The sequence below is a fragment of the Sphingomonas sp. NFR15 genome (assembly GCF_900103265.1).
GTDB lineage: Bacteria > Pseudomonadota > Alphaproteobacteria > Sphingomonadales > Sphingomonadaceae > Sphingomonas > Sphingomonas pollutisoli.
On sequence record NZ_FMWX01000004.1, the window covers coordinates 251,084 to 275,447 of the forward strand.

General features: G+C 66.8%; 23 protein-coding genes. 11 read left to right on the top strand and 12 right to left on the bottom strand.

Annotation, left to right across the window (positions count from 1 at the left end; translation table 11 throughout):
* Positions 1–143: 143 nt before the first annotated feature.
* The 4 genes from epsC to BLS81_RS11935 all read left to right on the top strand — a co-directional run bounded on the left by epsC (position 144) and on the right by BLS81_RS11935 (position 3,533).
* Positions 144–1,106 carry a serine O-acetyltransferase EpsC gene (gene epsC / locus BLS81_RS11920; protein ID WP_093224279.1) on the top strand — a complete coding sequence of 321 codons (963 nt, stop codon included), beginning with the start codon at positions 144–146 and terminating at the stop codon, positions 1,104–1,106.
* The gene (locus BLS81_RS11925; RefSeq protein ID WP_256326210.1) at positions 1,103–1,876 is read left to right on the top strand and encodes a gamma-glutamyl-gamma-aminobutyrate hydrolase family protein; all 774 of its coding nucleotides are present in this window, start codon (positions 1,103–1,105) and stop codon (positions 1,874–1,876) included. Before epsC ends, BLS81_RS11925 begins: the two co-directional genes overlap by 4 nt.
* Positions 1,873–3,192, top strand: a complete 1,320-nt coding sequence (locus BLS81_RS11930) for a dicarboxylate/amino acid:cation symporter (protein ID WP_093224125.1) — start codon at positions 1,873–1,875, stop codon at positions 3,190–3,192. The genes BLS81_RS11925 and BLS81_RS11930 overlap by 4 nt, the downstream gene beginning before the upstream one ends.
* 110 nt (positions 3,193–3,302) lie before the next feature.
* Positions 3,303–3,533 (top strand): DUF4170 domain-containing protein, encoded by a 231-nt coding sequence (locus BLS81_RS11935; RefSeq protein ID WP_093224127.1) that lies wholly within the window; start codon positions 3,303–3,305, stop codon positions 3,531–3,533.
* A 240-nt stretch (positions 3,534–3,773) separates the two neighbouring features.
* On the opposite strand, the gene greA is transcribed toward BLS81_RS11935, so the two are convergent.
* The 4 genes from greA to carA form a co-directional block, all read right to left on the bottom strand.
* Entirely contained in the window at positions 3,774–4,250 is a 477-nt protein-coding gene (greA, locus tag BLS81_RS11940) for a transcription elongation factor GreA (protein WP_093224128.1), read from the bottom strand.
* A gap of 94 nt (positions 4,251–4,344) precedes the next feature.
* Positions 4,345–7,665 (bottom strand): carbamoyl-phosphate synthase large subunit, encoded by a 3,321-nt coding sequence (gene carB, locus BLS81_RS11945; RefSeq protein ID WP_093224130.1) that lies wholly within the window; start codon positions 7,663–7,665, stop codon positions 4,345–4,347.
* On the bottom strand, positions 7,665–8,024 hold the full coding sequence (locus BLS81_RS11950) for a ribonuclease E inhibitor RraB (protein ID WP_093224131.1): 360 nt from the start codon (positions 8,022–8,024) through the stop codon (positions 7,665–7,667). The genes carB and BLS81_RS11950 overlap by 1 nt, the downstream gene beginning before the upstream one ends.
* The gene (gene carA / locus BLS81_RS11955; RefSeq protein ID WP_093224283.1) at positions 8,021–9,184 is read right to left on the bottom strand and encodes a glutamine-hydrolyzing carbamoyl-phosphate synthase small subunit; all 1,164 of its coding nucleotides are present in this window, start codon (positions 9,182–9,184) and stop codon (positions 8,021–8,023) included. Before carA ends, BLS81_RS11950 begins: the two co-directional genes overlap by 4 nt.
* A gap of 134 nt (positions 9,185–9,318) precedes the next feature.
* Between carA and BLS81_RS11960 the strand changes: the two genes are divergently transcribed.
* The 7 genes from BLS81_RS11960 (at position 9,319) to BLS81_RS11990 (ending at position 16,473) form a co-directional block, all read left to right on the top strand.
* Positions 9,319–9,771, top strand: coding sequence for a GatB/YqeY domain-containing protein (locus BLS81_RS11960; protein ID WP_093224133.1), 453 nt, complete (start codon positions 9,319–9,321; stop codon positions 9,769–9,771).
* A gap of 113 nt (positions 9,772–9,884) precedes the next feature.
* Positions 9,885–10,229 carry a GIY-YIG nuclease family protein gene (locus BLS81_RS11965; RefSeq protein WP_093224134.1) on the top strand — a complete coding sequence of 115 codons (345 nt, stop codon included), beginning with the start codon at positions 9,885–9,887 and terminating at the stop codon, positions 10,227–10,229.
* Between the two features lie 139 nt (positions 10,230–10,368).
* Positions 10,369–12,246, top strand: coding sequence for a DNA primase (dnaG, locus tag BLS81_RS11970; protein WP_093224136.1), 1,878 nt, complete (start codon positions 10,369–10,371; stop codon positions 12,244–12,246).
* The gene (gene rpoD, locus BLS81_RS11975) at positions 12,246–14,276 is read left to right on the top strand and encodes an RNA polymerase sigma factor RpoD (RefSeq protein WP_093224137.1); all 2,031 of its coding nucleotides are present in this window, start codon (positions 12,246–12,248) and stop codon (positions 14,274–14,276) included. The genes dnaG and rpoD overlap by 1 nt, the downstream gene beginning before the upstream one ends.
* Before the next feature lie 94 nt (positions 14,277–14,370).
* Positions 14,371–15,240 (top strand): PAS domain-containing protein, encoded by an 870-nt coding sequence (locus BLS81_RS11980; protein WP_093224139.1) that lies wholly within the window; start codon positions 14,371–14,373, stop codon positions 15,238–15,240.
* A 125-nt stretch (positions 15,241–15,365) separates the two neighbouring features.
* Positions 15,366–16,004 (top strand): DUF6975 family protein, encoded by a 639-nt coding sequence (locus BLS81_RS11985; RefSeq protein ID WP_093224285.1) that lies wholly within the window; start codon positions 15,366–15,368, stop codon positions 16,002–16,004.
* Positions 16,005–16,062: 58 nt separating this feature from the next.
* Positions 16,063–16,473: a GFA family protein gene (locus tag BLS81_RS11990; RefSeq protein WP_093224287.1), complete on the top strand. Its 411-nt coding sequence runs from the start codon at positions 16,063–16,065 to the stop codon at positions 16,471–16,473.
* A 30-nt stretch (positions 16,474–16,503) separates the two neighbouring features.
* On the opposite strand, the gene BLS81_RS11995 is transcribed toward BLS81_RS11990, so the two are convergent.
* From BLS81_RS11995 to BLS81_RS12030, 8 genes are all read right to left on the bottom strand, one after another.
* Positions 16,504–18,333, bottom strand: coding sequence for a M2 family metallopeptidase (locus BLS81_RS11995; RefSeq protein ID WP_093224140.1), 1,830 nt, complete (start codon positions 18,331–18,333; stop codon positions 16,504–16,506).
* Positions 18,334–18,391: 58 nt separating this feature from the next.
* A complete protein-coding gene (locus tag BLS81_RS12000; protein WP_093224141.1) occupies positions 18,392–19,153 on the bottom strand; it encodes an alpha/beta fold hydrolase in 762 nt (253 codons plus the stop codon).
* Entirely contained in the window at positions 19,134–19,583 is a 450-nt protein-coding gene (locus BLS81_RS12005; protein WP_093224142.1) for a GFA family protein, read from the bottom strand. Before BLS81_RS12005 ends, BLS81_RS12000 begins: the two co-directional genes overlap by 20 nt.
* Positions 19,580–19,996, bottom strand: coding sequence for a type II toxin-antitoxin system VapC family toxin (locus tag BLS81_RS12010; RefSeq protein ID WP_093224144.1), 417 nt, complete (start codon positions 19,994–19,996; stop codon positions 19,580–19,582). The genes BLS81_RS12005 and BLS81_RS12010 overlap by 4 nt, the downstream gene beginning before the upstream one ends.
* Positions 19,993–20,256: a FitA-like ribbon-helix-helix domain-containing protein gene (locus BLS81_RS12015; protein WP_093224145.1), complete on the bottom strand. Its 264-nt coding sequence runs from the start codon at positions 20,254–20,256 to the stop codon at positions 19,993–19,995. The genes BLS81_RS12010 and BLS81_RS12015 overlap by 4 nt, the downstream gene beginning before the upstream one ends.
* 38 nt (positions 20,257–20,294) lie before the next feature.
* Positions 20,295–21,323, bottom strand: coding sequence for an aspartate-semialdehyde dehydrogenase (locus tag BLS81_RS12020; RefSeq protein ID WP_093224147.1), 1,029 nt, complete (start codon positions 21,321–21,323; stop codon positions 20,295–20,297).
* A 61-nt stretch (positions 21,324–21,384) separates the two neighbouring features.
* Positions 21,385–22,101, bottom strand: a complete 717-nt coding sequence (locus tag BLS81_RS12025; protein ID WP_093224148.1) for an MgtC/SapB family protein — start codon at positions 22,099–22,101, stop codon at positions 21,385–21,387.
* A gap of 4 nt (positions 22,102–22,105) precedes the next feature.
* Positions 22,106–24,343, bottom strand: coding sequence for a S9 family peptidase (locus tag BLS81_RS12030; protein ID WP_093224150.1), 2,238 nt, complete (start codon positions 24,341–24,343; stop codon positions 22,106–22,108).
* Positions 24,344–24,364: the final 21 nt, after the last annotated feature.

Below are 24,364 nucleotides of genomic sequence, written 5' to 3' on the forward strand. Positions count from 1 at the left end.
TTCGCTCGGGACGAACGGCGGTGAGCCCGGGACAAACCTGGGCAGAAGCAAAACTTTCGCCCGCCCAACCAACCGCCGTGTTGAAAATCCCAGCACGCACGTGGACATTCGCCGCGACGAAGATCGAAGAGGCGCGGACGTCAGTGGGTATCGAAGCGACATCATGGCCGGAGCCGGCGGCGCTCGACGATGCGGTCGCGGCGCTGCGCGCGGCGCGGATCGACTATCGTACCGATCTGCGCGGCGGGCGCACGCCGGTGCCGCTGTTCCCGTCGTCGGCGCGGCTCGCCGGCGCGATCGAGCATCTCTCGGGCGCGCTCTACCCGCGCCGGATCGGCGATTTCGCCGGGCCGGACTCGCAGGAGGACGCGTTCGTCGCCGATCGGCTCGCGCTCGCCCTCGATATGTTGCGCGGCGAGATCGCCAAGGAACTCGCCTATTGGCAGGACGAGACCGCGACGCCGTTCGATCCCGAACAGCCCGAGCTCATCACCCGCCTGTTCGCCGCCACCCTGGGGGACATCCGCCGGCTGGTCGATGCCGATGTCGAGGCGGCGTTCCTCGGCGATCCCGCCGCGCGCAGCGTCGATGAGATCCTGATTTGCTATCCCGGCGCGATCGCGGTGCGCTACCACCGCATCGCCCACGAACTCCACGCGCTCGGCGCACCGATCGTCGCGCGGATCATCTCGGAGATCGCCAACAGCCGCACCGGCATCGACATCCATCCCGGCGCGACGATCGGGCCGAGCTTCTTCATCGATCACGGCACCGGCGTCGTGATCGGCGAAACCGCGATCATCGGCGCGCGCGCCAAGCTCTACCAGCATGTCACGCTCGGCGCGCGCAGCCCGCTCGGGCTGACGCATGTCACGCCGCGCGAACGCTATGCGCGCCACCCCGTGCTCGAGGATGACGTGACGATCTACGCCGGCACCACGATCCTCGGCCGCGTGACGATCGGGCGCGGCGCGACGATCGGCGGCAACGTCTGGCTGCTCGAGGACGTGCCGCCCGGCAGCGTGGTGACCCAGCCCGCCGCGCGCGTGGCCGATCGCGACACCGCCGATGCGCTCCGCGCGGCACTCTCCGGGCGCAATCCTTGAGCGCTTGGTCCAATCCCTGGCCGCGCCAATCGGGTTGCGCGCGGCGCCCGGTGATCGGCGTGCTCTGCTGCAACGAATTCTCGCAGCGCCCGGTGCAGGCGGTGGCGACGCGCTTCGTCCAGCCGCTCGCCGATTACGCGGGCGCGGCGGTGGTGCTGATTCCGGCGGTGTCGGACGCGTGCGACGCGCTCGCGCTGGTCGACCGGCTCTTGCTGACCGGGTCGCGTTCGAACGTCGCCGCCACGCGCTACGGCGCCGTCCGCGAGGATAATGGGCCGGTCGACGAGCAGCGCGACGAGGTCGCGCTCCGCCTCGCCGCGCACATGATCGAGGGCGCACGCCCGGTGTTCGGCATCTGCCGGGGTTTGCAGGAACTGAACGTGCTGTTCGGGGGCACCCTCACTGATGCGCTCGACGACGTGCATCATTGCGGCCTCGCCGACGGCACGCAGTACGAACGCCATTTCGACCATCGCCACGATCTCACGCTCGCCCCCGGCGGGATGTTGCGCGATCAGGCGGGGCTCGCCGCCGAAACGGTCAATTCGGTGCATCACCAGGGCATCGACCGGCTCGGCCACGGCCTCACCGTCGAGGCCACCGCCGCCGAGGACGGGCTGATCGAAGCCTTTTCCGCCCGCCCCTGCGGCGCCGACGTGCTCGCGGTGCAATGGCACCCCGAATGGGACATCGGCACCAGCCGCGCGAGCCGCGCGTTCTTCGACCGGATCGGCACGGCGCTCGCCATCAATGTAAGGACGATATCATGACCGAGGCCCGCCGCCTCTCCTTCCCCTTCGGCGCACAGGTCGCGCTCGGCATGGCCGTAGGCATCGCACTCGGCGTGGTCGCGCGCGGCTATGCGACGCCCGACGCGCCCGGGCCGCTGGCGGAGGCGCTGCGCATCATCGGCGAAAGCTTCGTGCAATTGCTCAAGGCGCTGGTCGCGCCGCTGGTGTTCACCGCGATCGTCGCATCGATCGCCGCGCTGCGCTCGCTCGACAATGCCGCGCGGCTGGTGACATCGACACTGGTCTGGTTCGCTATCACCGCCGCGATCGCGGTCACGATCGGCATCACGCTCGGGGTGACGATCCAGCCGGGGCTTCACGCCGGGGTCGAACGCGCCGCGGCGGTGCGGCCCGACACGACCGGAAGCTGGCTTGATTTCCTGCGCGGGCTGATCCCCGCCAACGTGCTGGGTTTGAGCGCCGCGACCACGATCAAAGGTGAAGCGGTCAAGACGGCGCTATCGTTCAACGTGCTGCAACTGATCGTCGTCGCGGTCGCGGTCGGCGCGGCGGCGGTGCGCGTGGGCGAAGCCGGCGCGCCGTTCCTCGCGTTCAACGCATCGGCCTTGACGATCTTCGGCCGCCTGCTGCGCTGGGTGGTGCGGCTGACCCCGATCGGCACCGCCGCGCTGCTCAGCAATGCGATCGTCCACTACGGCTGGACGTCGCTTTCGGCGCTCGGCGCGTTCGCCGGTTCGGTCTATCTCGGCCTCGCGCTGGTGCTGCTCGTCGTCTATCCGCTGCTGATGCTCGTCAATGGCATCTCGCCGGCGCGTTTCTTCGCGGGCGCGTGGCCGGCGATCCAGCTCGGCTTCGTCTCGCGCTCGTCGATCGCCACGCTGCCGGTCACCGAACAGGCCGCCGAGCGGCTCGGCGTGCCGCGCAGCTACGCCGCCTTCGCGGTGCCGTTCGCGGCGACCACCAAGATGGATGGCTGCGCGGCGATCTATCCCGCGATCGCCGCGATCTTCGTCGCGCAATATTTCGGGCTGACGCTCGGGCCGGTCGATTACGTGCTGATCGCGCTCGTCTCGGTGCTCGGCTCAGCGGCGACGGCGGGGCTGACCGGCGCGCTGGTGATGCTCACGCTGACGCTGTCAACGCTCGGCCTGCCGCTCGAAGGCGCGGGGCTGCTGCTCGCGATCGACCCGATCCTCGACATGGGCCGCACCGCTGTCAATGTCGCGGGCCAGGTACTGATCCCGCTGATCGTCGCCAAGCGTGCCGGGCTGGTCGCGGCGGACCTGCCCGACACGTCCGCCGACGCATCCGACGGGCGGTTCGCCACCGCCTGACACGCTCGGCCGCTGGCCACGATTATGGCTTGGGTGCGGTGCGGCAGGTTGGATTCCACGCGCCGTCCTCCTAAGAGGATGCCGTTCCCACCCCCACGGAAAGACCGGTCATGAGCAAACTCCACCTCGTCTTCGGCGGCCGCGTCAGCGATCCGCAGACGCTCGACTTCAACGATACGGCATCGCTCGATATCGTCGGCATCTTCCCCAATTATGCCAGCGCCGAAAAAGCGTGGCGCGCCGCCGCGCAGCGCACCGTCGACGATGCCGAGATGAAGTATGTCATCGTCCACATGCACCGGCTTCTCGAGCCGGATTTGACGGCGCCGCCCGCCGTCTGAGGCGCAGACGGGCGTTCGTCGCCCCGGCGCAGGCCGGGGCCGCTGTGTAACTTGGCTGGCCGGGTGCCCCAAACACAACGGCCCGGCCTGCGCCGGGGCGACCATGTCGTGTTTTGATGAACGCGCGCGCGAAACAGCGCGACGCGGGAATAAATCCCGCGTCGTCGGTCGGCGCTGGAGCGCCGCCGGCCGGGCGCGGCTTAAGCTTGGGATCAGCTTCGCTGATCCCGTCGCCGCCGCTTAGATAAACTCGATCTTCGAGACCACGTAATACCGGTCGCCCGAGGGTACCGTCACCTCGACCTCATCATCGACCTTGCGGCCGATCAGTGCGCGGCCGAGCGGCGAATTGTACGAGATCCGCCCGCCCTTGGCATCCGCCTCGGTCTGGCCGACGATCTGATACGTCACCGGCTTGTCGTCCTCGTCGAGCAGCGTAACCGTGGCGCCGAACACCACCTTGTCGCCGGAGAGATCGCGCGGGTCGATCACCTGCGCGCGGCTCAGCTTGTCTTCGATGTCGGAGATCGATGCCTCGATCTGGCCCTGCCGCTCCTTGGCGGCGTGATATTCGGCATTCTCCGAAAGGTCGCCGTGCGCGCGCGCTTCCTCGATGGCATCGACGATCAGGGGGCGCTCGGCCTTGAGCTGTTTCAGGTGCGCGGTGAGCGCATCATGGCCCTCCTGCAGCATCGGCATCTTGTCGACGGTGGCCATCCCTTGAAAATCCTTCGTCCCGAAAATCTGTCCCCAAGCCGGCCCTTCCGGGCCGACCCGCACCGTGTTCAACTGTCGGGGAGTAGTCGTGCGATCAGGAATAATAGGATTGCAGGGGCCGTACTTCAAGGTTTTGCGTCGCCAGCGCCGCGATCGCCCGTGCCGCCTCCACCCCGGCCGAGGCCGTGGTGAAGTACGGAATCTTCTGGCTGAGCGCCGCCGCGCGGATCGGCTGCGAGTCCTTCAGGCTCTGCCAGCCCTCGGTGGTGTTGAAGATTATGTCGATCCCGCCGTCCTTGATCCGGTCGACGATATGCGGCCGGCCCTGCGCCACTTTGTTGACGCGTTCGACCGGAACGCCGTTGCGCTCGAGGAAATCGGCGGTGCCGCCGGTGGCGACGATCACGAAGCCGTGATCGGCGAGTTGCCGCGTCGCCGGCAGGATGACCGGCTTGTCGCTATCCTTCACGCTGACGAACAACGTGCCCGATTTGGGCAGCACCGTCCCCGCGCCGAGCTGCGCCTTGGCGAAGGCGATCGCGAAATCGGGGTCGATCCCCATCACCTCGCCGGTCGATTTCATCTCGGGCGACAGCACCGGATCGACACCGGGGAAGCGCGCGAACGGGAACACCGCTTCCTTGACCGCATAATAGCGGATCGCGCGGTCGATCTTGGGCAGGTCGGTCAGCTTCTCGCCTGCCATCACGCGTGCGGCGATCTTGGCGATCGGCGCGCCGATCGCCTTGGCGACGAACGGCACCGTGCGGCTGGCGCGCGGATTGACCTCGATCAGATAGACGAGGCCGTCCTTCACCGCGAACTGGATGTTCATCAGCCCGACCACCGACAGCGCCTTGGCAAGCTCGCGCGTCTGCCGCTCGATCTCGGCGATCACATCGGCGCCGAGGCTATACGGCGGGATCGAGCAGGCGCTGTCGCCCGAATGGACGCCCGCTTCCTCGATATGCTGGAGCACGCCCGCCACCACGACATCGGTGCCGTCGGAGATCGCATCGACATCGACCTCGATCGCATCGCGCAAATATTGGTCGATCAGCACCGGCGATGATCCCGACACCTGCACGGCGGTCTGGATATAGTCGTCGAGCTGCACCAGCGAATCGACGATCTCCATCGCGCGGCCGCCGAGCACGTAGCTCGGGCGCATCAGCACCGGATAGCCGATCCGCTCCGCCACCGCGACCGCCTCGTCACGGCTGCGCGCGATGCCGTTGGCGGGCTGGCGCAGGCCGAGCCTGTTTATCATCGCGGCGAACCGCTCGCGGTCCTCGGCGAGATCGATTGCGTCGGGCGAGGTTCCGAGGATCGGAATGCCCGCATCCTGCAGCGCCTGCGCGAGATTGAGCGGGGTCTGCCCACCGAACTGGACGATAACACCCGCGAGCGTGCCGTTCTGCTGTTCGACGTGGAGGATTTCGAGCACGTCCTCGGCGGTCAGCGGCTCGAAATAGAGCCGGTCGGACGTGTCATAGTCGGTCGAAACCGTCTCCGGGTTGCAGTTGACCATGATCGTCTCATAGCCCGCGTCCGCCAGCGCGAAGCAGGCATGGCAGCAGCAATAATCGAACTCGATCCCCTGCCCGATCCGGTTGGGGCCGCCGCCGAGGATGACGACCTTCTTGCGGTCGGTCGGATTGCTCTCGCACTCGGGCTCGCCGAAGCTCGGCGCCTCGTAGGTCGAGTACATATAGGGCGTCTTGGCGTCGAACTCGGCCGCGCAGGTGTCGATCCGCTTGAACACGGGACGCACGCCGAGCTTGTGGCGCGCGGCGCGCACCTCCGCCTCGGTGACGCCGCCGGTCATCGCCTTCACCGCCTCGTGGATCAGCCCGGTGCCGCGCGCGATGCCGCGCTCGTTGCCACGCAGATTGGCCGACTTGAGCGCGAGATAGGCGAGCCGCTTGTCGGAGAAGCCCATCGCCTTGAGCTTGCGCATGCCCGCCGCGTCGCGCGGCAGCCCGTCATGGCACACCGCTTCCTCGGCATGGACGATCTCGGCGATCCGCTCCAGGAACCACGGGTCGTACTTCGCGATCGCATGCACCTCGGCGACGCTGAAGCCTTCGCGCAGCGCCTGCGCGGCGACCAGCAGCCGGTCGGGCGTCGCGGTGGCGAGCGCCGCCTCGATCTCGGCGCGCGGCGCGCCCGACAGCCGCTCGACCATGTTGAAGCCGCTGAGCCCCGTCTCCAGCCCGCGCAGCGCCTTCTGGAGCGATTCATGGATGTTGCGGCCGATCGCCATCACCTCGCCAACCGACTTCATCGCGGTCGACAGCACCGCCTCGGAGCCTTTGAACTTCTCGAACGCGAAGCGCGGGATCTTGGTGACGACATAATCGATCGTCGGCTCGAAGCTCGCCGGAGTCGCGCCGGTGATGTCGTTGGTGATCTCGTCGAGCGTATAGCCGACCGCCAGCTTGGCGGCGACCTTGGCGATCGGGAAGCCGGTCGCCTTCGACGCGAGCGCCGACGAGCGCGACACGCGCGGGTTCATCTCGATCACGACGAGCCGGCCGTCCTTGGGGTTGACCGCGAACTGCACGTTCGAGCCGCCCGTCTCCACGCCGATCTCGCGCAGCACCGCGATGCTCGCGTTGCGCATGATCTGATATTCCTTGTCGGTCAGCGTCAGCGCGGGCGCGACGGTGATCGAATCGCCGGTATGCACCCCCATCGGATCGACATTCTCGATCGAGCAGATGATGATGCAATTGTCGTGGCGGTCGCGCACGACCTCCATCTCATATTCCTTCCAACCGAGCAGCGATTCCTCGATCAGCACCTCGGTGGTCGGCGAGGCGTCGAGCCCCGAGCGGACGATGGTCAGGAACTCCTCGCGGTTGTACGCAACACCGCCGCCGGTGCCGCCGAGCGTGAAGCTCGGGCGGATGATCGCGGGCAGCCCGGTCTTTTCCAGTCCGGCCAGCGCCTCCTCGACGGTATGCGCGATCGCCGAGCGCGCGGATTCGAGCCCGATCTTGTCCATCGCGTCGCGGAACTTGAGCCGGTCCTCGGCCTTGTCGATCGCGGCGGCGTCGGCGCCGATCATCTGCACGCCGAACTTCTCGAGCGTGCCGTCGTTATAGAGCGCCAGCGCGGTGTTGAGCGCGGTCTGCCCGCCCATCGTCGGCAGGACGGCGTCGGGCCGCTCCTTCTCGATGATCTTGGCGACGATCGCCGGCGTGATCGGCTCGACATAGGTCGCGTCGGCGAGATCGGGATCGGTCATGATCGTCGCCGGGTTCGAATTGACCAGGACGATGCGATAGCCTTCCTCGCGCAGCGCCTTGATCGCCTGCACGCCCGAATAATCGAACTCGCAGGCCTGGCCGATCACGATCGGCCCCGCGCCGATGACGAGGATGGAGGAGATGTCGGTGCGTTTTGGCATTAGTTTTTTCCGGTCTCGGCGGTGCAACCCCAGCCGTCATATTCCACGTCGTAGATCAGTTCGATCTGGAGGCATTTGAGCGTCAGCGCGCGAATGGCCTCGGGCTCGACGGTCTGCTCGATGCCGAGGAAGCTGCTCAGCTCGCCGTCCTCATCCTCCTCACGCTCGATGAAGCGGAAGCCGAGCGTCTCGGCATCGTCCTCCAGCCGCTCCAGCGCGTCCTCATCGCCGCGAAAGCTCACATCGACCAGCCGCACGATCTCGGCGCGGTCGCCATTGGCGGCGAGGCTGGCGAGCACATCCTTGTCCGCCGCCCACTCCGCATCGAGCCGTGCGGGATCAACCTCGGGCAGCGTCACTTGAGCAGGTCCACGAACTTGGCGAACAGGTACAGGCTGTCCTGCGGACCCGGCGACGCCTCGGGGTGATATTGCACCGAGAAGGCCGGGCGATCGACCAGTTCCAGCCCCGCGTTCGATCCATCGAACAGCGACACATGGGTCGCGCGCGCATTCTCGGGCAGGCTCTCGCTCAGCACCGCGAAACCGTGGTTCATGCTGGTGATCTCGACGACACCGTCGCTCAGCCGCTGGACCGGATGGTTGGCGCCGCGATGCCCCTGGAACATCTTGCTGGTCTCGGCCCCCACCGCGAGCGCGAGCAACTGGTGGCCCAAGCAGATGCCGAACAGCGGCTTGCCGGTCTCCAGCAATTGCCGGATCACCGGCACGGCGTATTCGCCGGTCGCAGCGGGGTCGCCGGGGCCGTTCGACAGGAAGATGCCGTCGGGGCGAAGCGCCATCACCTCCTCGTAGGTCGCGGTCGCGGGCACCACCGACACTTTGGCGCCGGCGGCGACGAGGTTGCGGAAGATGTTGCGCTTCGACCCGTAATCGATCGCCACGACATGCGGGCGCTCGCCCGCGCCCGCGCGCTCGTCATAGCCGAAGCCGAGCCGCCAGATGCCGCCCTCCCACACGCCATGAGTCTCACGCGTCACGTCGATGGCGAGGTCCATGCCCTCCAGCCCCGGCCAGCCTTGCGCCTGCGCGAGCAGCGCGGGAATGTCGAACTTGCCCTCGGCATCATGCGCGATCACGCCGTTGGGCGCGCCACCCGCACGGATGCGCTTGGTCAGCGCGCGCGTGTCGATGCCGGCGAGGCCGATGCGGTTGTGCCGCCGCATCCACGCGTCGAGCCGCTCGACACTGCGGAAGTTGGACGGCTCGGTCACGTCCTCGCGCACGATCATGCCGAGCGCATGCGGTTCGTCCGCCTCGATATCGTCGGGATTGGCGCCGACATTGCCGATGTGCGGGAAGGTGAAGGTGATGATCTGCCCGGCGAACGACGGGTCGGTCATGATCTCCTGATAGCCGGTCATCGCGGTGTGGAAACACACCTCGCCCACCGCCGCGCCCTCGACCCCGAAACCACGCCCCCACACAACGTCGCCCGATGCGAGAACCAGCACGCCAGTGGCGCCTTCGGGCGCGGAAATAGGTTTGGCGTCGGCCATGATCGGCGGGCACTCCTTCATTGGGTTGGCGATGTCGCTAAGGCGCGGCAGCTAGAACCCGCAGGCGGCAGCGTCAATCTGTTATCGCCGCGCCGCTTGGGCTAAGCGGCGGGTTTGCGATTAAGGACATGAGAATGATACGCGACGACATCAAGGCCGCGCTCGTCACCGCCATGAAAGCGGGCGAGAAAGCCGACACCGCCACCCTCCGCCTCATCCAGTCGGCGATCAAGAACCGCGATATCGAGGCGCGCACCGGCAAGGCCCCGGACAGCGACGACGCGCTCGTCGTCGAGGTGCTGCAGAAGATGGTCAAGCAGCGCCGCGAATCGATCGAGATGTTCGCGAAGGGCGGCCGCCCCGAACTCGCCGACGCGGAAAGCGCCGAAATCGCGGTGATCGAACGCTTCCTCCCCCAGCAGATGAGCGAAGCCGAGACTGTGGCGGCGATCGAGGCGATCAAGGCCGAGCTCGGCGCGAGCGGCATGAAGGACATGGGCCGCGTGATGGCCGAACTGAAGGCCCGGCACGCCCAGACGCTCGACATGAGCAAGGCGAGCGGCCTGGTGAAGGCGGCGCTGAGTTAAGCGCCGCCCGCTGCCGAGCGCACCCTTGCTTCCGTTCGTGCTGAGCCTGTCGAAGCACGTGCCCCAAACGCGCCCCTCTCGACGGGCGGACACGCGTCTGCCAGCATCGACAAATGGCGTTCTGGGCCTACCTCCTGCGCTGCGCCGACGGCAGCTTCTACGCCGGCCACACCGATGCGCTGGAGGCGAGGATCGGCGTACACGAGGCCGGCCGCGGCGGCGATTACACCGCCCGCCGCCGGCCGGTAACGCTCGTCTGGAGCCAGGATTTCCCGAGCCGTATCGAGGCGCTGGAGGCCGAGCGCCAGATCAAAGGCTGGTCCCGCGCCAAGAAAGAGGCGCTGATCGCTGGCGACTGGACGCGTGTCTCGCAACTGGCGGCGTCGCGTGGAACACGTGCTTCGACAAGCTCAGCACGAACGGAGTTTGATCGTGAGAGGTCTGACAAACCGGATTGAACTCCGCCGCTCGTCCTGAGCTTGTCGAAGGACGTGCCCGAAGCACATCCGCTGCCCCAAACCTCACGCCCCTCCCGCGAGCGGGAGGGGAGTTAATCCTTGCAAACCCCCGCCCGGATCTGCGATATAGAATCGCGCGGTGAGTCTTTCCCCCGCCTTTCTCGACGAGCTGCGCTCGCGCACGCTTCTGTCGGCGCTGATCGGCCGTACGACCAAGCTCCAGAAGGCCGGGCGCGAATTTCGCGCGTGCTGCCCGTTCCATAACGAGAAGACGCCGAGCTTCTACGTCAACGACGACAAGGGCTTCTACCATTGCTTCGGCTGTTCGGCACATGGCGACGCGATCCGCTGGCTGACCGATCAGCGCGGCCTGCCCTTCATGGATGCGGTCAAGGAACTCGCCCAGGCCGCCGGCATGGAACTGCCCGCGATGGACGCGCGCGCCGCCCAACGCGCCGAGGCCGCCAAGGGCCTGCACGAAGCCTGTGACGAAGCCGCCGCCTGGTTCACCGAGCAACTCCACGGCCTCGCCGGCGCCGAGGCGCGCGGCGTGCTGGAGAAGCGCGGCATCCGCCCCGAGACCGCGCGTGACTTCGGCCTCGGCTTCGCGCCCGATTCGCGCGGAAAACTCAAGGCCGCGCTGAAAGACTATGGCGATCCGATGCTGGTCGAGGCCGGGCTGCTGATCTCGGTCGACGGCAAGGAACCCTACGACCGTTTCCGCGGCCGGCTGATGATCCCGATCCGCGATCAGCGCGGGCGCGCGATCGCGTTCGGCGGGCGCATCATCGGCGACGGCGAGCCCAAGTATCTCAACTCGCCCGAAACCCCGCTCTTCGACAAGGGCCGCACGCTCTACAACCTCGACAAGGCCGCCCCCGCCGCGCGGAAAGCCGGGCGCGTGCTGGTGGTCGAAGGCTATATGGACGTGATCGCGCTCGCTCAGGCCGGCTTCGGCGAGGCGGTCGCGCCGCTCGGCACCGCGCTCACCGAGGCGCAGCTCGAACGGCTGTGGCGGATGAGCGACGTGCCGATCCTGTGCTTCGATGGCGACGGCGCCGGGCAGAAGGCCGCGATCCGCGCCGCGCACCGCGCGCTGCCGCTGCTCACGCCGGGGCGCAGCCTCGCCTTCGTCACGCTGCCGCAGGGGCAAGACCCCGACGATCTGGTCCGCGCCAAGGGGCCGGCCGCGTTCGAGGCGCTGCTCCGCGACACGCAGCCGCTTGTCGATCGGCTGTGGTCGCATGAACTCGCCGCCGAACCGACCACCACGCCCGAGCAGCGCGCCGGTCTCAAGGCGCGCTTCACCGAGCTTGCCAACAGCATCGCCGACAGCGACGTGAAGCACGAATATCTCGCCGACTTCCGCCGCCGTTTCGACGAACTGTTCCGCCCGCAACGCGCCCCGTTCGTGCCGCGCGCGCCCGGCGGCGGGGGCCGGCGCGCCGGGCAGCCGTGGAAACCGCCGATCGCGCCCGTGGTCGAGCAGACCAAGGCGGTGCGCGCGACCGGCATCGACCGGATTCTCGCCAAGGCGGTGCTCGCCGGGCTGATCCGTCATCCGGCCGAGATCGCGCGGCATATGGAGGTGCTCGGCTCGCTGCGGCTCGCCGATGGCGCGCTCGGGCGGCTGTTCGAGGCGGTGGTCGATCTCGCGGTCGAGGATCAGGCGCTTGATAGTGACCGCCTGCTCACCATATTGGCGTCTTCCGGTTTCGATCAAATCGCCAGCGAGTTGCTCAGGGCCGACCAGTTGCAATGCTCGTTCACCGAAAAGCATGCCGACCCGATCCGGGCGCGCGCCGATCTCGACGAGGCGATCGCAATCCTGGTCGCGCGCCCCGAGATCGATGCGGCTTTGAGCGAGGCGACAGCGGCGATGCAGTCACGCTATTCGGACGAGGCGTTCGAACGGCAGGTGTCGCTGGTAAAAGAAAGACATGCTCTGGATACGCGGCTTGCAAATCTCGTGCAAGCGAACGAAGACGCCAGAGCTTTTAAATCCGAGGGCAGTTAATGGCGAAGACCGATATGGCGGACGTTTCGGACACCAACGAGGGTGGCGACGCGCCGCTGATTGACCTCAACGATGCGAACATCAAGAAGGTGATCGCACGCGCGAAGAAGCGCGGCTACATCACCTACGATCAGCTCAACGAGGCGCTGCCCCAGGGCGAGATGTCGTCCGATCAGATCGAGGACATCTCCTCGGCGCTGAGCGAGATGGGCATCAACATCGTCGAGAATGACGAGCAGGGCGAAGAGGGCGATGCCGAGGAGCAGCCCGAGGACGAGGCCGAGCCGGCCGACGTCGCGGAGGAGAGCGCGCCCAATCTCGACGTCAAGAAAAAGGAAGTCGTCGATCGCACCGATGATCCGGTGCGGATGTATCTGCGCGAGATGGGCGCGGTCGAGCTGCTCAGCCGCGAGGGCGAGATCGCCATCGCCAAGCGGATCGAGGCCGGTCGCGACACGATGATCCTCGGCCTGTGCGAAAGCCCGATCACCTTCAACGCGATCATCGACTGGTCGACCGCGCTCAACGAAGGCACGATGCAGCTCCGCGAGATCCTCGATCTCGACGCGATGCTCTCCAAGGATCCCGCCCCCGAAAGTCTCTCCGACGACGATACGGGCGAGGATGCTGAGATTTCGGAAAAGACTGCAGGCCCGTCGTTCAAGGAAGAGGACGAGCCCGAGGAGGCGTCCGCCGACGAGGACGAGGATTCGATGACCGAGCGGCGCACGCCGCGCGCGTCGGACGATGAGGAGGAGGACAATACCCTCAGCCTCGCCCAGATGGAGGAGCAGCTCAAGCCGATCGCGCTCGAGCGGTTCGCCAACATCACGGCGATCTACAAGAAATTCTCGAAGATGCAGCAGCAGCGCCTCGACCAGATGGGCGCGGGCGGCGAGCTGTCGGCGGCGGACGAGCGCAAGTATCAGAAGCTGCGCGAGGAACTCACCGCCGAGGTCGAGAGCGTCCAGTTCCACAACGCCAAGATCGAATATCTCGTCGATCAGCTCTATTCGTTCAACCGGCGCCTGACCGCGCTGGGCGGGCAGATGCTGCGCCTCGCCGAGCGTCACAAGGTCAGCCGCAAGGACTTCCTCGATCGCTACATCGGCCACGAACTCGACGAAGCGTTCCCGTCGAGCGCGGCCAAAGTGGACAAGAAGTGGGCCAATTTCGTCGCCAACGAGAGCGACTCGGCCGACCGGATTCGTCTGGAAATCGCCGAGATCAGCCAGCAGACCGGCATGGCGCTCGGCGAGTTCCGCCGCATCGTCAACATGGTGCAGAAGGGCGAACGCGAGGCGCGCATCGCCAAGAAGGAGATGGTCGAGGCGAACCTGCGGCTCGTCATCTCGATCGCCAAGAAATACACCAATCGCGGGCTTCAGTTCCTGGATCTCATCCAGGAGGGCAATATCGGGCTGATGAAGGCGGTCGATAAGTTCGAATATCGCCGCGGCTACAAGTTCAGCACCTATGCGACCTGGTGGATTCGTCAGGCGATCACGCGCTCGATCGCCGATCAGGCGCGCACGATCCGCATCCCGGTGCATATGATCGAAACGATCAACAAGCTGGTGCGCACCAGCCGCCAGTTCCTCCACGAGCAGGGTCGCGAGCCCACGCCCGAGGAAATGGCCGAGCGGCTCTCGATGCCGCTCGAAAAGGTTCGCAAGGTGATGAAGATCGCCAAGGAGCCGATCAGCCTCGAAACGCCGATCGGCGACGAGGAGGATTCGCATCTCGGCGACTTCATCGAGGACAAGAACGCGATCATCCCCGTCGATGCCGCGATCCAGGCCAACCTCAAGGAGACCGTCACGCGCGTGCTGGCGAGCCTCACCCCGCGCGAGGAACGCGTGCTGCGCATGCGCTTCGGCATCGGCATGAACACCGATCACACGCTGGAAGAAGTCGGCCAGCAATTCTCGGTGACGCGCGAGCGCATCCGCCAGATCGAGGCGAAGGCGCTGCGCAAGCTCAAGCACCCGAGCCGCTCGCGCAAGATGCGGTCCTTCCTCGATCAGTGATGTCGTGGGCCGCGTCGGTTAACCGGCGCGGCCAACTTGCTCCGTTCCGGTGCGGAGGCGTCGTCAGGCGCGCGTGATCGGTTAAGCGGAGGCCATGTCCAAACCGGCCATGCCCCCGCATCAAGTCGCGACCGCATCGGATCTCGTCCGCCGGTTCGGCTATTGGCAGGGTCGCGCCGCGCACGCCCCGGTGTACATCCTGCATCGCGGCCGCGCGCGGCTGGTGCTCACCTCGGTCGAGATCATGGACGCGCTGTGCGCGACGCATCCGGCCGGGCAGAGCGGATTGAGCCCCGATCTCGCCGCCGTGCTCGACCGGATCGACGATCGCGTGCTCCTCGCCGATACCGGGCAACGGATCGTCGGCGCGAGCATCGCCGCACGGAACGCCTTCGGCGCGCTGGCCGAACCGGGCGCCACGCTCGCCGGGCTCGTCACGGAAAGCGCCCGATCACGCCTCGCCATATCCGCCGAACGCGCGCTGCGCACGGCGGCGCCGGTCGCGCTCGATCTGCCGATGCGGCTCAATTCCGGCCACCGGCTCAACCTGCTGATCGACGCCTGGCCCGGCGGGCTGATGCTGATCGCGCGCGATCCCAGCGATCCGCGTGCTGATGCCGATGCGCTCGCCGCCGCGATCACCGCGACCGGCAACGTCGCCGCCGCGCGGATCGACACGCGCGGCCACCTCGAATCGGCGTCTCCCGCGCTCGCCAGCCTGTGCGGCCAACCCGCCGAGGCACTCGCCGGCACCGCCTTCGCCGCCTTGTTCGCGCCCGCGTCGCAGCAGGCGGTGCGCGACACACTCGACCGGGTCTTCACCTCGGCGGCGCGCCTTCAGATCACCGCGATGCTGCCGTCCGGCCAGGGCGCCGCGCGCCGCGCGCGGATCGGTCTCGCCCCGCGCCGCGCTGGCGCGGCGATCAACGGCATCACCGCGCTGCTCGTCGTGCCGCCCGGGTGAACACCGTTAAGCCGATCTACACCACGTCTTTACGCGCTTCGTATAAATCGTGGCCTCATACCGGACACACCAGTGACATTTTCGAAAAGAGACACGCCGACTTCATGGCGATCGAGGCACCATCGATGAATCCAGCCGATGACGCCTGGCACATGCTCGCCGCCCTCGCGGCGACCGATGGCAGCGCGGCGCATCCGCGCGTCGCCGCGCTCGCCGCACCCGCCGCCGCCCGGCGAGATGTGGCGGACGCCGTCCACGCGGTCTGCACGATCCACGGGCGTTATCTGTTCGAGGACACCGCGCTCGCTCGCGACGAAGCCACAGCCGACTGGTTCGCGCGGGTCACCACCGCCTTCACCAACGAACGCGCCTATCTCGCACATCTCACCGCCGCCGTCGGCCCCCTGCCCTCCACGCCCGGCCAGGCGCAGGCCGATGCCGCTTTCGCCAGCCAGCGCCACGCCTTCGACATGCTCGCCCGCTCCGACCGGAAGGGTTGCGCGCTCGGTGCGGCGGTCGCGTTGGTGCTCGACTGGGAGGCGATCCGCACCGTGCTCGACGCCGCCGCCGCGCGCTTCGGCGTCGCGGTGCCCCCGTCGGAACTGCCCGACCGCACCGATCTCGCCGCGTTCGTCGCGACGGTCGGCGATTCGCCCGCGATCCGGCGCGCCATCGCGTTCGGCGCGCAACAGGTCTTCGCGCAGCATCGCGGGCTCTGGAGCCTGCTCGAAGCCCGCGCCAGCGCCCGCGACCATCACGGTTGAGCGGCTTGCGCGAACGCGCGCGACGCCCTTATCCTCGGGCCGACCTATGGGGGATGCGATGACCAGCGGCGGATGCCTGTGCGGCGCGATACGCTATGATATTCCGGGCGAACCGATCGCGGCGCGCACCTGCTGGTGCCGGCTGTGCCAGTATCTCGGCGCGGGGAGCGGCACCGTCAACGTCGCCTTCCCCAGCGAAGGCGTGACGATCACCGGCGCGCCGCGCTGGCGCACCGACACCGCCGACAGCGGCAACGTCCTCCATCGCGGCTTCTGCGCGGAGTGCGGCACACCACTATTCAGCACCGCCGAGGCCCGCCCGCACCTGATCTTCGTGCGCGCCGGCTCGCTCGACGATCCCGGCCTGATCGCACCCGGCGCGACGATCTGGACGCGCGAAGCGCCGGCATGGGCACATTTCGATCCGGCGCTGCCGCAAGTGGAAGGGCAGCCGCCGCCCGTCGGGTGAGGCCGCGCCCCGCCCGCGCCGGGCCGCCCGTCACCAGCCGCTCGGCTTGCCCGTGTTCTGCGCATCGAGCCAGACTTTGAGCGGCGCGAAATAATCGACCATCGCCTGCCCCGACATCTCACGGCTGCCGGTGAACGCCTGCAACGCATCGGGCCACGGCTTGGACTGGCCCATCGCCAGCATCGTGTCGAGCTTCGCGCCGACCGCCTTGTTGCCGTAGAACGAGCAGCGGTGCAGCGGCCCGGTCCACCCGGCCTGCTTGCACGCCGCTTCGTAGAACTGGAACTGGAGCAGCCGCGCGAGGAAATAGCGCGTGTAGGGCACGCTCGCCGGCACGTGGAATTTCGCGCCCGGATCGAACTTCGTCTCGTCGCGCGCGACCGGCGGCACGACGCCCTGATATTTGAGCCGCAGGTCGTTCCAGCCCTTCTCATACTGGCTCTCAGGGATCGCGCCCGAGAAAACGCCCCAGCGCCATTTGTCGATCAACAGCCCGAACGGCAGGAACGCGACCTTGTCCATCGCCTGCCGCAGCAACAGCCCGATGTCCTTGTCCGCGCTCGGCACCTTGGCGGGGTCGAGCAGGCCGATCTTGACCAGATAGTCGGGCGTGATCGACAGCGCGATGAAATCGCCGATCGCCTCGTGGAATCCGTCGTTCGCGCCATTTTCATAGAGGAACGGCTTGGTGTTATAGGCGCGCTGGTAGAAATTATGCCCCATCTCATGATGGATGGTGACGAAATCGTCCGAATTGACCTTGGTGCACATCTTGATGCGCAGGTCGTCCTTGTTGTCGATGTCCCACGCCGAGGCGTGGCAGATCACCTCCCGGTCGGCGGGTTTGACGATCTGCGAGCGTTTCCAGAAGCTCTCGGGCAGCGGCCGGAACCCGAGCGAGGTGTAGAACCCCTCACCCGTCTTGAACATCTTGATCGGGTCGTAATTCCTGGCCTTGAGCAGATCGCCGACGTCATAGCCGAGATCGCCCGCGCCCTTGGGCGCGACCACGTCGTAGATGTTGCCCCATTCCTGCGCCCACATATTGCCGAGCAGATCGGCGCGGATCGGCCCGGTCTTGGGCTGCACGGCGTCGCCATACTTCTCGTTGAGCTTCCAGCGGACATAGGTGTGCAGCGCCAGATACAGCGGCTCGACCTGCTTCCACAGCGTATCGGTGAGCGCCGCGAACTGATCGGGCGGCATGTCGTAGCCGGCACGCCATAGCGCGCCGGTATCGGCGAAGCCGAGCTGCTTGGCGCCCTGGTTGGCGATCACCACCTGCCGCGCATAATCCTTGCGCATCGGCGCGCCGACCTGATTGTGCCAGCTTACCCACATCTCCTTGAGCTTGGCCGGGTCGCGCGTGGTGCCCATCGCCGCCTCGATATCGCTGCCGTTGATCGGCTTGCCATCGAGCGTGCCCTTGCCCTTGCCATATTCGGAGGACATGCGCGTGACGATCGTCGCGAGTTCGTTCGCCGCGCCCGGCGTGGTCGGTGCGGGCAGCGTCAGCCCGCCGCGCAACAGGTCGAGCTTGCGCTTGGTGTCATAGGACAGGCCGGGCAGCTTCGCGAACCGCGCCGCGCCGAGCGCGTATTTCACCTGCAATTCGGTGCTCTCGGCGCCAAAACGCGCGGCGATCGCGTCGGTATCGTCGGTGATATAGGTCTCGTTGATCCAGGTCGCCTGCTGCGCGGGCACCGAGAAATCGCCGAGAACCTTCTCCGCGTCGGCGACGAAGGCATCGGCCTGGGCAGGCGTCGGTTTGGCGCCGGTTGGCGCGGCGGTCTGCGCGAGCGCCGGGGCCGCCGCGAGCGCGAGTGCCAGCGCGACGGTGGAAATGCCGGTGCGGATCATGGAATGTCCCCTTGTATCTTTTCTTGTGGCGGCAAGGTGTGCCGCCGCGGCGACCAGGTCAAGCGGCGAGAAAGTCGGCGATTTCCTGACCCAATTCGGGCTTCGTCACCGCGCTCATATGGTTGCCCGGCATGTCGCGGAAGGTGCCGTTGGCCAGCGCGCCGGCCAGCTCGGCGCCCGAGCCATTGTCATGGTCGTCGACGCCGCTCAGCACCAGCGTCGGCGTGGTGATCGCGGCCACGGCGTCCGCCGGCGTATCGACGAACGTGTCGAGGATGCGGAGCAGCGCCTGCGGATCGCCCTTGGTGGTCTTGAGGAAAGCCTCGGTCAGCCATTCGTTGCTGCCGCGCTCGAACGTGCCGAGGTTGGTGAGCACATGGCGGAAGTGCCGCCCGCGCCCGGCGGTATGGACGATGCCCTGATAGCCCATCCCCGACAGCACCGCGCGGCGCGGCGTCGCGCCGCCCGCCAGCATCCGCACCGTGGTGCGCGCGCCGAGCGAATAACCGCCCAGATCATAATCGGTGAGCCCAAGATGCTCGATCAGCGCGAAGCCGTCGCGCATCAGCACGTCGGGCGGATAGCTGGCGGCATCGTGCGGCTTGGCGCTGCTGCCGTGCGCGCGCAGATCGGGCATGATGACCCGAAAGCCGCGCGCCGCGATCAGCGCGGCATGGCCGTAACGAATCCAGTTGGTGAAGGCGTCGGAGAAATAGCCATGGATCAGGACGAGCGGCCGCCCGTCGCCGGTCTCGCGCCAGGCGATCCGGGTGCCGTCGAAACTGTCGAAAAACTGCGGTTCAATCGGGGAGCTTGCCAATGGCGTCCATCCAGCGGTCTGAGGTCGAGGGATTATCCTCGCTCCTTATCCGCGGCAGGGCGTGCGTGTCGATCCACGCTTCGTGCAGGCTCTCGACGCCGAAATGGTGGCGCGGCACGAACCGTCCGGGGTCGTCGAAGCTGCCCACGGTCAGGTCCGTCGTCTCGCCGGGCTTGAGGAACTCGAATGTCAGCGGCGTGCCGCACTCCCGGCAAAACCCGCGCTCGGCGATCGGCGAGGAGCGGAACCGCTCGGGCGGCCGCGTCGTCCATTCGAGATCGGCAATCCGCACGCCCTTGAACGCGATCGAAACGCCCCCGGTCGCGCGCTGGCACATCCGGCAGTGGCACAGATAGGCGTCGTCGTCTTGGACCGTGACGGCGTAGCGGATGCGGCCACACTGGCAGCCGCCGGTGAGGGTTTCGGTCATGACACCAGCAGTTCAGTGTGGCTGCCTTGCCCATGCTGGATGGCCGCACGCGCGAACTTCTCATCAGCCGTCACGACCATCGCGCCTTCGGCTTGCGCTAGTGCGAGATACAGGCAGTCATACACGGGATGCTGTAACGCGAAGGACAAAGACAATGCTGTCGGCAGCAGGTCTTCTGCCGGAAAGAACGTATCGACGATCTGCTTGAGCGCCTGGACGCCAGCGTTCGCCACCGCCTCGTCCGCGCGTGACTGATGTGCTTTCTTCCAAAGCGCGTGCGTGACCTCGAGCAGCATCCAGTCCGGCGCGATAATCCGTGTTGCCGCACCCACCCGATCCAACGCCGCGTCGCTCTCCGGCTCTTCACTGACCAGCTTCACGGCGACGCTTGCATCGAGCACGATCGCGGTCATCCTGATCGGCCGTAACCGCTATCCCGCGCCTCGCGGATAATATCGGTGCTGTCGATGGAGCCTACGCCGGGCGGAGTGGAGGCGCGCATACGGTGCGACAGCGCCACCAGTTCCTCCTTGGACAGCCGCTTCCGCGCCGGCCGACTACGCTGAAGCGCGTCGCGGAGCTCGGCTTCGAGCGACCGCCCACCGTCCTTCGCTGCGCGCCGGAAATCCTCCAGCAAGCCGTCGTCGAGATTGCGGATCAGAACCTGTCCCATGTGACGATGATAGCATGTTGCTATCATCGTCACAACACTCAATCCGCCTTCTGCAGATGCCGCCGCCCGAGCAACTCGGCGATCTGCACCGCGTTCAGCGCCGCGCCCTTGCGGAGATTGTCGCTGACGCACCACAAGGACAGCCCGTTCTCGACGGTCGGGTCTTCGCGCACGCGGCTGATGAAGGTCGCATATTCGCCCACGCATTCGACCGGGGTGACGTATCCGCCGTCCTCGCGCTTGTCGACGAGCATGATGCCCGGCGCTTCCCGCAGGATGTTCTGCGCCTCTTCGGCCGAAATCTCGCGTTCGAACTCGATGTTGATCGCTTCCGAATGGCCGACGAACACCGGCACGCGCACGCACGTCGCATGCACCTTGATCCGGGTGTCGAGGATCTTCTTGGTCTCGACCACCATCTTCCACTCTTCCTTGGTCGATCCGTCATCGAGGAAGCTGTCGATATGCGGGATCACGTTGAAGGCGATCTGCTTGGTGAACTTCTTGGGCTCGGCCGGGTCGCCGACGAAGATGTTGCGGCTCTGCTCGAACAGCTCGTCCATACCCGCCTTGCCCGCGCCCGACACCGACTGATAGGTCGCGACGACGACCCGCTTGATGCCGGCGGCGTCATGCAACGGCTTGAGCGCCACCACCATCTGCGCGGTCGAGCAATTCGGGTTGGCGATGATGTTCTTGGCGCGATAGCCGTTGATCGCATCCGGGTTCACCTCGGGCACGATCAGCGGCACGTCCGGGTCCATCCGGTAGAGCGACGAATTGTCGATCACCGTACAGCCCGCCGCCGCAAAGCGCGGCGCGTGGATCTTGGTCGCGTCGGAACCGATCGCGAACAGCGCCATGTCCCAGCCGGTCGGATCGAAATGGTCGATGTTCTGGATCTTGAGCTTCTTGCCGCTCTCGCCGAAATCGACCTCGTCGCCCTGGCTGCGCGAGGAGGCGAGCACGGCGATCTCGTCCGCCGGAAATTCGCGCTCAGCCAGAATGTTCAGCATTTCGCGCCCGACATTGCCCGTGGCACCCGCGACGACGATCCGATAACCCATGATATTCTCCAATTCGGGCCGTGCCCGTAGCGTCATTGCGCGGGTGCGTCCATCGACTTTGCTAATCGTGCGTGCGCGCCTGCCAGGTCGCATGCGTGATCCCGTGGACCGCAGCGAGATGATCGGTCAGCGCATCGAGTTCCTTGGCGTCGACATTGGTGCTGACCAGCTTGGCGACGATCTCCACCCGGTCCTCGCCGCGCGGCACCACGTCGAGTTCGGCGACCGGCAGTTGCGCGCTTTCAAGATGCTCAGTCAACAAGTCGCCCATCGGCCCGGCCGCCTCGGCCTCCGTGGTGATGGTGACCGAATAGGTCGCCTCCACGCTGCGCCCCTCGATCGGCACGCGGTTGATCGCATCGACCAGCGGCCGCAGCACGGTGTTGACGAGGATTACCATGAAGGCCAGCAGCGCCGCCTCCGCAATCAGGTCGCTGCCGGCGATCGCACCGACCGCCGCCGAACACCACAAAGTCGCCGCGGTGTTGAGCCCGCGGACGTTCATCCCCTCCTTCATGATGACGCCCGCGCCGAGGAAGCCGATCCCCGACACGACATAAGCGATCACCCGGATCGACTCGACGTCGCCGCCGAGCCGCTCGCCCAGATCGACGAACGCCGCCGACCCCAGCGCGACGAGCGCGTTGGTGCGCAACCCCGCCGTGCGTTGCCGATACTGCCGCTCGGCGCCGATCAGCGTGCCGAGCACGAAGGCGACGACGTAACTGACGACCGTGTCGAGGAACGGCAGCAGGTGGAAGGTCGTCAGGAAGCGCATCGCGTTACGGCTTGGACTTCACGGTGCGATCGAGGAAATTGAGGATCGTCCCCCACAGATGCGCACTGATCCCCGGCCCACCCACACGGTGGGTCTGGCCGGGGTAGAACATCATCTCGAACGCGCGGTTCTGCTTCTGCATCTCGGCGGCGAACGCGGTCGAATTCTCGAACACGACATTGTCGTCGGCCATGCCGTGGATCAGCAGCAGCGGATCGGCGATCCTGGCGGCATCGCCGATCGCGTCGGACGCCGTGTACGCGGCGGCATCCTTGCCCGGATCGCCCATGTAACGCTCGGTATAATGGGTGTCGTAGAGTTCCCACTTGGTCACCGGTGCGCCCGAGACGCCGGCGGCATAGACGCCCTGGTTCGCCTCCAGCATCTTGAGCGTCATATAGCCGCCATAGGACCAGCCGTAGATCGCGACCTTGGCGGGATCGACGAACGGCTGGCTCTTGACGAACTTCGCGCCCGCCAACTGATCCGCCACCTCGACCGTGCCCATCGCGCGGTAGATCGCATCCTCGAACGCCTTGCCGCGATTGTACGATCCGCGATTGTCGATCTGGAAGAACACATAGCCGTGCTGCACGAGATATTGCGGCAGCGCCCCGCCCCACGCGCGCGTCACCTGCTGGCCGGTGCCGGGGCCGCCATAATGCTGGAAGAACACCGGGTATTTCTTTCCGGGTTCGAGCGCCGGCGCGATCATCTCGTAATAGAGCGGCGTGCCGTCATCGGCCTTGATCGTGCCGAACTGGGTGCTGCGATGCGCGGCGCGATACGGGTAATAAGGATGCCCCGGCACCACGGCATTCTCGTTGATCCACGCCAGCCGCTTGCCCCCGCTATCCGCGAGATAGGTTTGCGGCGGCTGATCGGGGTTCGAGCGGGTGACGATCAGCCGGCTCGCATCGCCGTCCATCGTCGCTGTGTTCCACCAGCCGGCTTCGGTCAGCCGGGTGATGGCATTGCCGTGCTTGAAATCGAGTGCATAGACATGCTGTTCGAGCGGCCCGTCCTTGTTGGCGACGAAGGTGATCCGCCCCGCTTTCTCGTCCACCCCGATCAACGCCTGCACGACCCAATCGCCCTTGGTAAGCTGCGTCCATTTGCCGTGTGCGTAGCGATAGAGATGGCGGTAGCCGCTGCGTTCGGACGCCCAGACTAGGCTGCCATCGCCGAGCACGCGATACGCGTCGCTGAGGTTGAGCCAGCTCCGCGTGCCGGACTTTTCGGTGAACAGCACCTGCGCCTTGCCGGTCGCCGGATCGACGCTAAGCATGTCGAGTGTCTTCTGGTCACGGCTCTGGCGCTGGACGAGCAAGGCCTTGCCGTCGGGCGTCCAATCGGCGCGCGCGAGGTAGATGTCGCGATTGGTGCCGAGATCGACCTTGACCTGCTTGCCGTCCAACCCGACCACGTAGAGATCGACGAGCGCGTTGGGCGTGCCCGCCGCCGGATAGCGCTGGTCATAGACCTTGGTGCCGTCCGCGCCGATCGCGGCGCGGGTGACCACGCCGACGGGCGCCTCGTCGAACCGCTCGACCGCGATCCGCGTCTCGTCGGGCGACCACCAATAGCCGGTGAAGCGGTGCATTTCCTCCTGCGCGACGAACTCGGCCTCGCCCCAGTGGACCGTGCCGCCGCCACCTTGAGTCACCGCACGCGCCACCCCGCCGCCGAGCGGCTGGACGAACAGGTTCTGGTCGCGCACGAAGCCGATATAGCCGCTGCGCGGGGATACGGTCGGGTTGAGCTGCCCGCCGGGCTGGCTGGTCAGTTGCCGCACCGTCCCGTCCAATCCGGCGAGGAACAGATCCCCGTCGATCGGCACGAGGATCGCCTTGCCGTCGGGTGCCCAATCATAGGCGACGATCCCTTTCGATCCGCCGATCCGCGCGCGCTCACGCTGCATCTTCTCGGCCTCGGACAGTTCGGCGCCAGTGCCGATCTTGCGCGAATCGACCAGCATCCGCTCCTCGCCGGTGCGCGTGTCGCGCGCCCACAGGTCGAGCCGGTCCTTCTCGTCAGCGCGCGGACGCAGCGAGGTCAGCAACGTACCGTCGGGCGAGAGCCGCAGCGCGCGCGGCTGCGGCCCGGCGAGATCGGGGCTGGCGAAGACGCGGTCGAGCGTCAGCGCCTGCTGCGCCGGCTCAGCCGCCATGAGGGGAACCGGTGCCGAACACAACACCACCGCAGCGAGCAACGCGCCTTTTCGCAAACACCATCTCCGCATCTCACAGATCGTCGTCGCCGG

Coding starts and splice junctions, on each gene's coding strand:
- BLS81_RS11930 (WP_093224125.1), top strand. CDS start 1,873: ATGACCGAGGCCCGCCGCCTCTCCTTCCCCTTCGGCGCACAGGTCGCG.
- BLS81_RS11935 (WP_093224127.1), top strand. CDS start 3,303: ATGAGCAAACTCCACCTCGTCTTCGGCGGCCGCGTCAGCGATCCGCAG.
- greA (WP_093224128.1), bottom strand. CDS start 4,250: ATGGCCACCGTCGACAAGATGCCGATGCTGCAGGAGGGCCATGATGCG.
- carB (WP_093224130.1), bottom strand. CDS start 7,665: ATGCCAAAACGCACCGACATCTCCTCCATCCTCGTCATCGGCGCGGGG.
- carA (WP_093224283.1), bottom strand. CDS start 9,184: ATGGCCGACGCCAAACCTATTTCCGCGCCCGAAGGCGCCACTGGCGTG.
- BLS81_RS11960 (WP_093224133.1), top strand. CDS start 9,319: ATGATACGCGACGACATCAAGGCCGCGCTCGTCACCGCCATGAAAGCG.
- BLS81_RS11965 (WP_093224134.1), top strand. CDS start 9,885: ATGGCGTTCTGGGCCTACCTCCTGCGCTGCGCCGACGGCAGCTTCTAC.
- rpoD (WP_093224137.1), top strand. CDS start 12,246: ATGGCGAAGACCGATATGGCGGACGTTTCGGACACCAACGAGGGTGGC.
- BLS81_RS11980 (WP_093224139.1), top strand. CDS start 14,371: ATGTCCAAACCGGCCATGCCCCCGCATCAAGTCGCGACCGCATCGGAT.
- BLS81_RS11985 (WP_093224285.1), top strand. CDS start 15,366: ATGAATCCAGCCGATGACGCCTGGCACATGCTCGCCGCCCTCGCGGCG.
- BLS81_RS11990 (WP_093224287.1), top strand. CDS start 16,063: ATGACCAGCGGCGGATGCCTGTGCGGCGCGATACGCTATGATATTCCG.
- BLS81_RS11995 (WP_093224140.1), bottom strand. CDS start 18,333: ATGATCCGCACCGGCATTTCCACCGTCGCGCTGGCACTCGCGCTCGCG.
- BLS81_RS12005 (WP_093224142.1), bottom strand. CDS start 19,583: ATGACCGAAACCCTCACCGGCGGCTGCCAGTGTGGCCGCATCCGCTAC.
- BLS81_RS12010 (WP_093224144.1), bottom strand. CDS start 19,996: ATGACCGCGATCGTGCTCGATGCAAGCGTCGCCGTGAAGCTGGTCAGT.
- BLS81_RS12015 (WP_093224145.1), bottom strand. CDS start 20,256: ATGGGACAGGTTCTGATCCGCAATCTCGACGACGGCTTGCTGGAGGAT.
- BLS81_RS12020 (WP_093224147.1), bottom strand. CDS start 21,323: ATGGGTTATCGGATCGTCGTCGCGGGTGCCACGGGCAATGTCGGGCGC.
- BLS81_RS12025 (WP_093224148.1), bottom strand. CDS start 22,101: ATGCGCTTCCTGACGACCTTCCACCTGCTGCCGTTCCTCGACACGGTC.
- BLS81_RS12030 (WP_093224150.1), bottom strand. CDS start 24,343: ATGCGGAGATGGTGTTTGCGAAAAGGCGCGTTGCTCGCTGCGGTGGTG.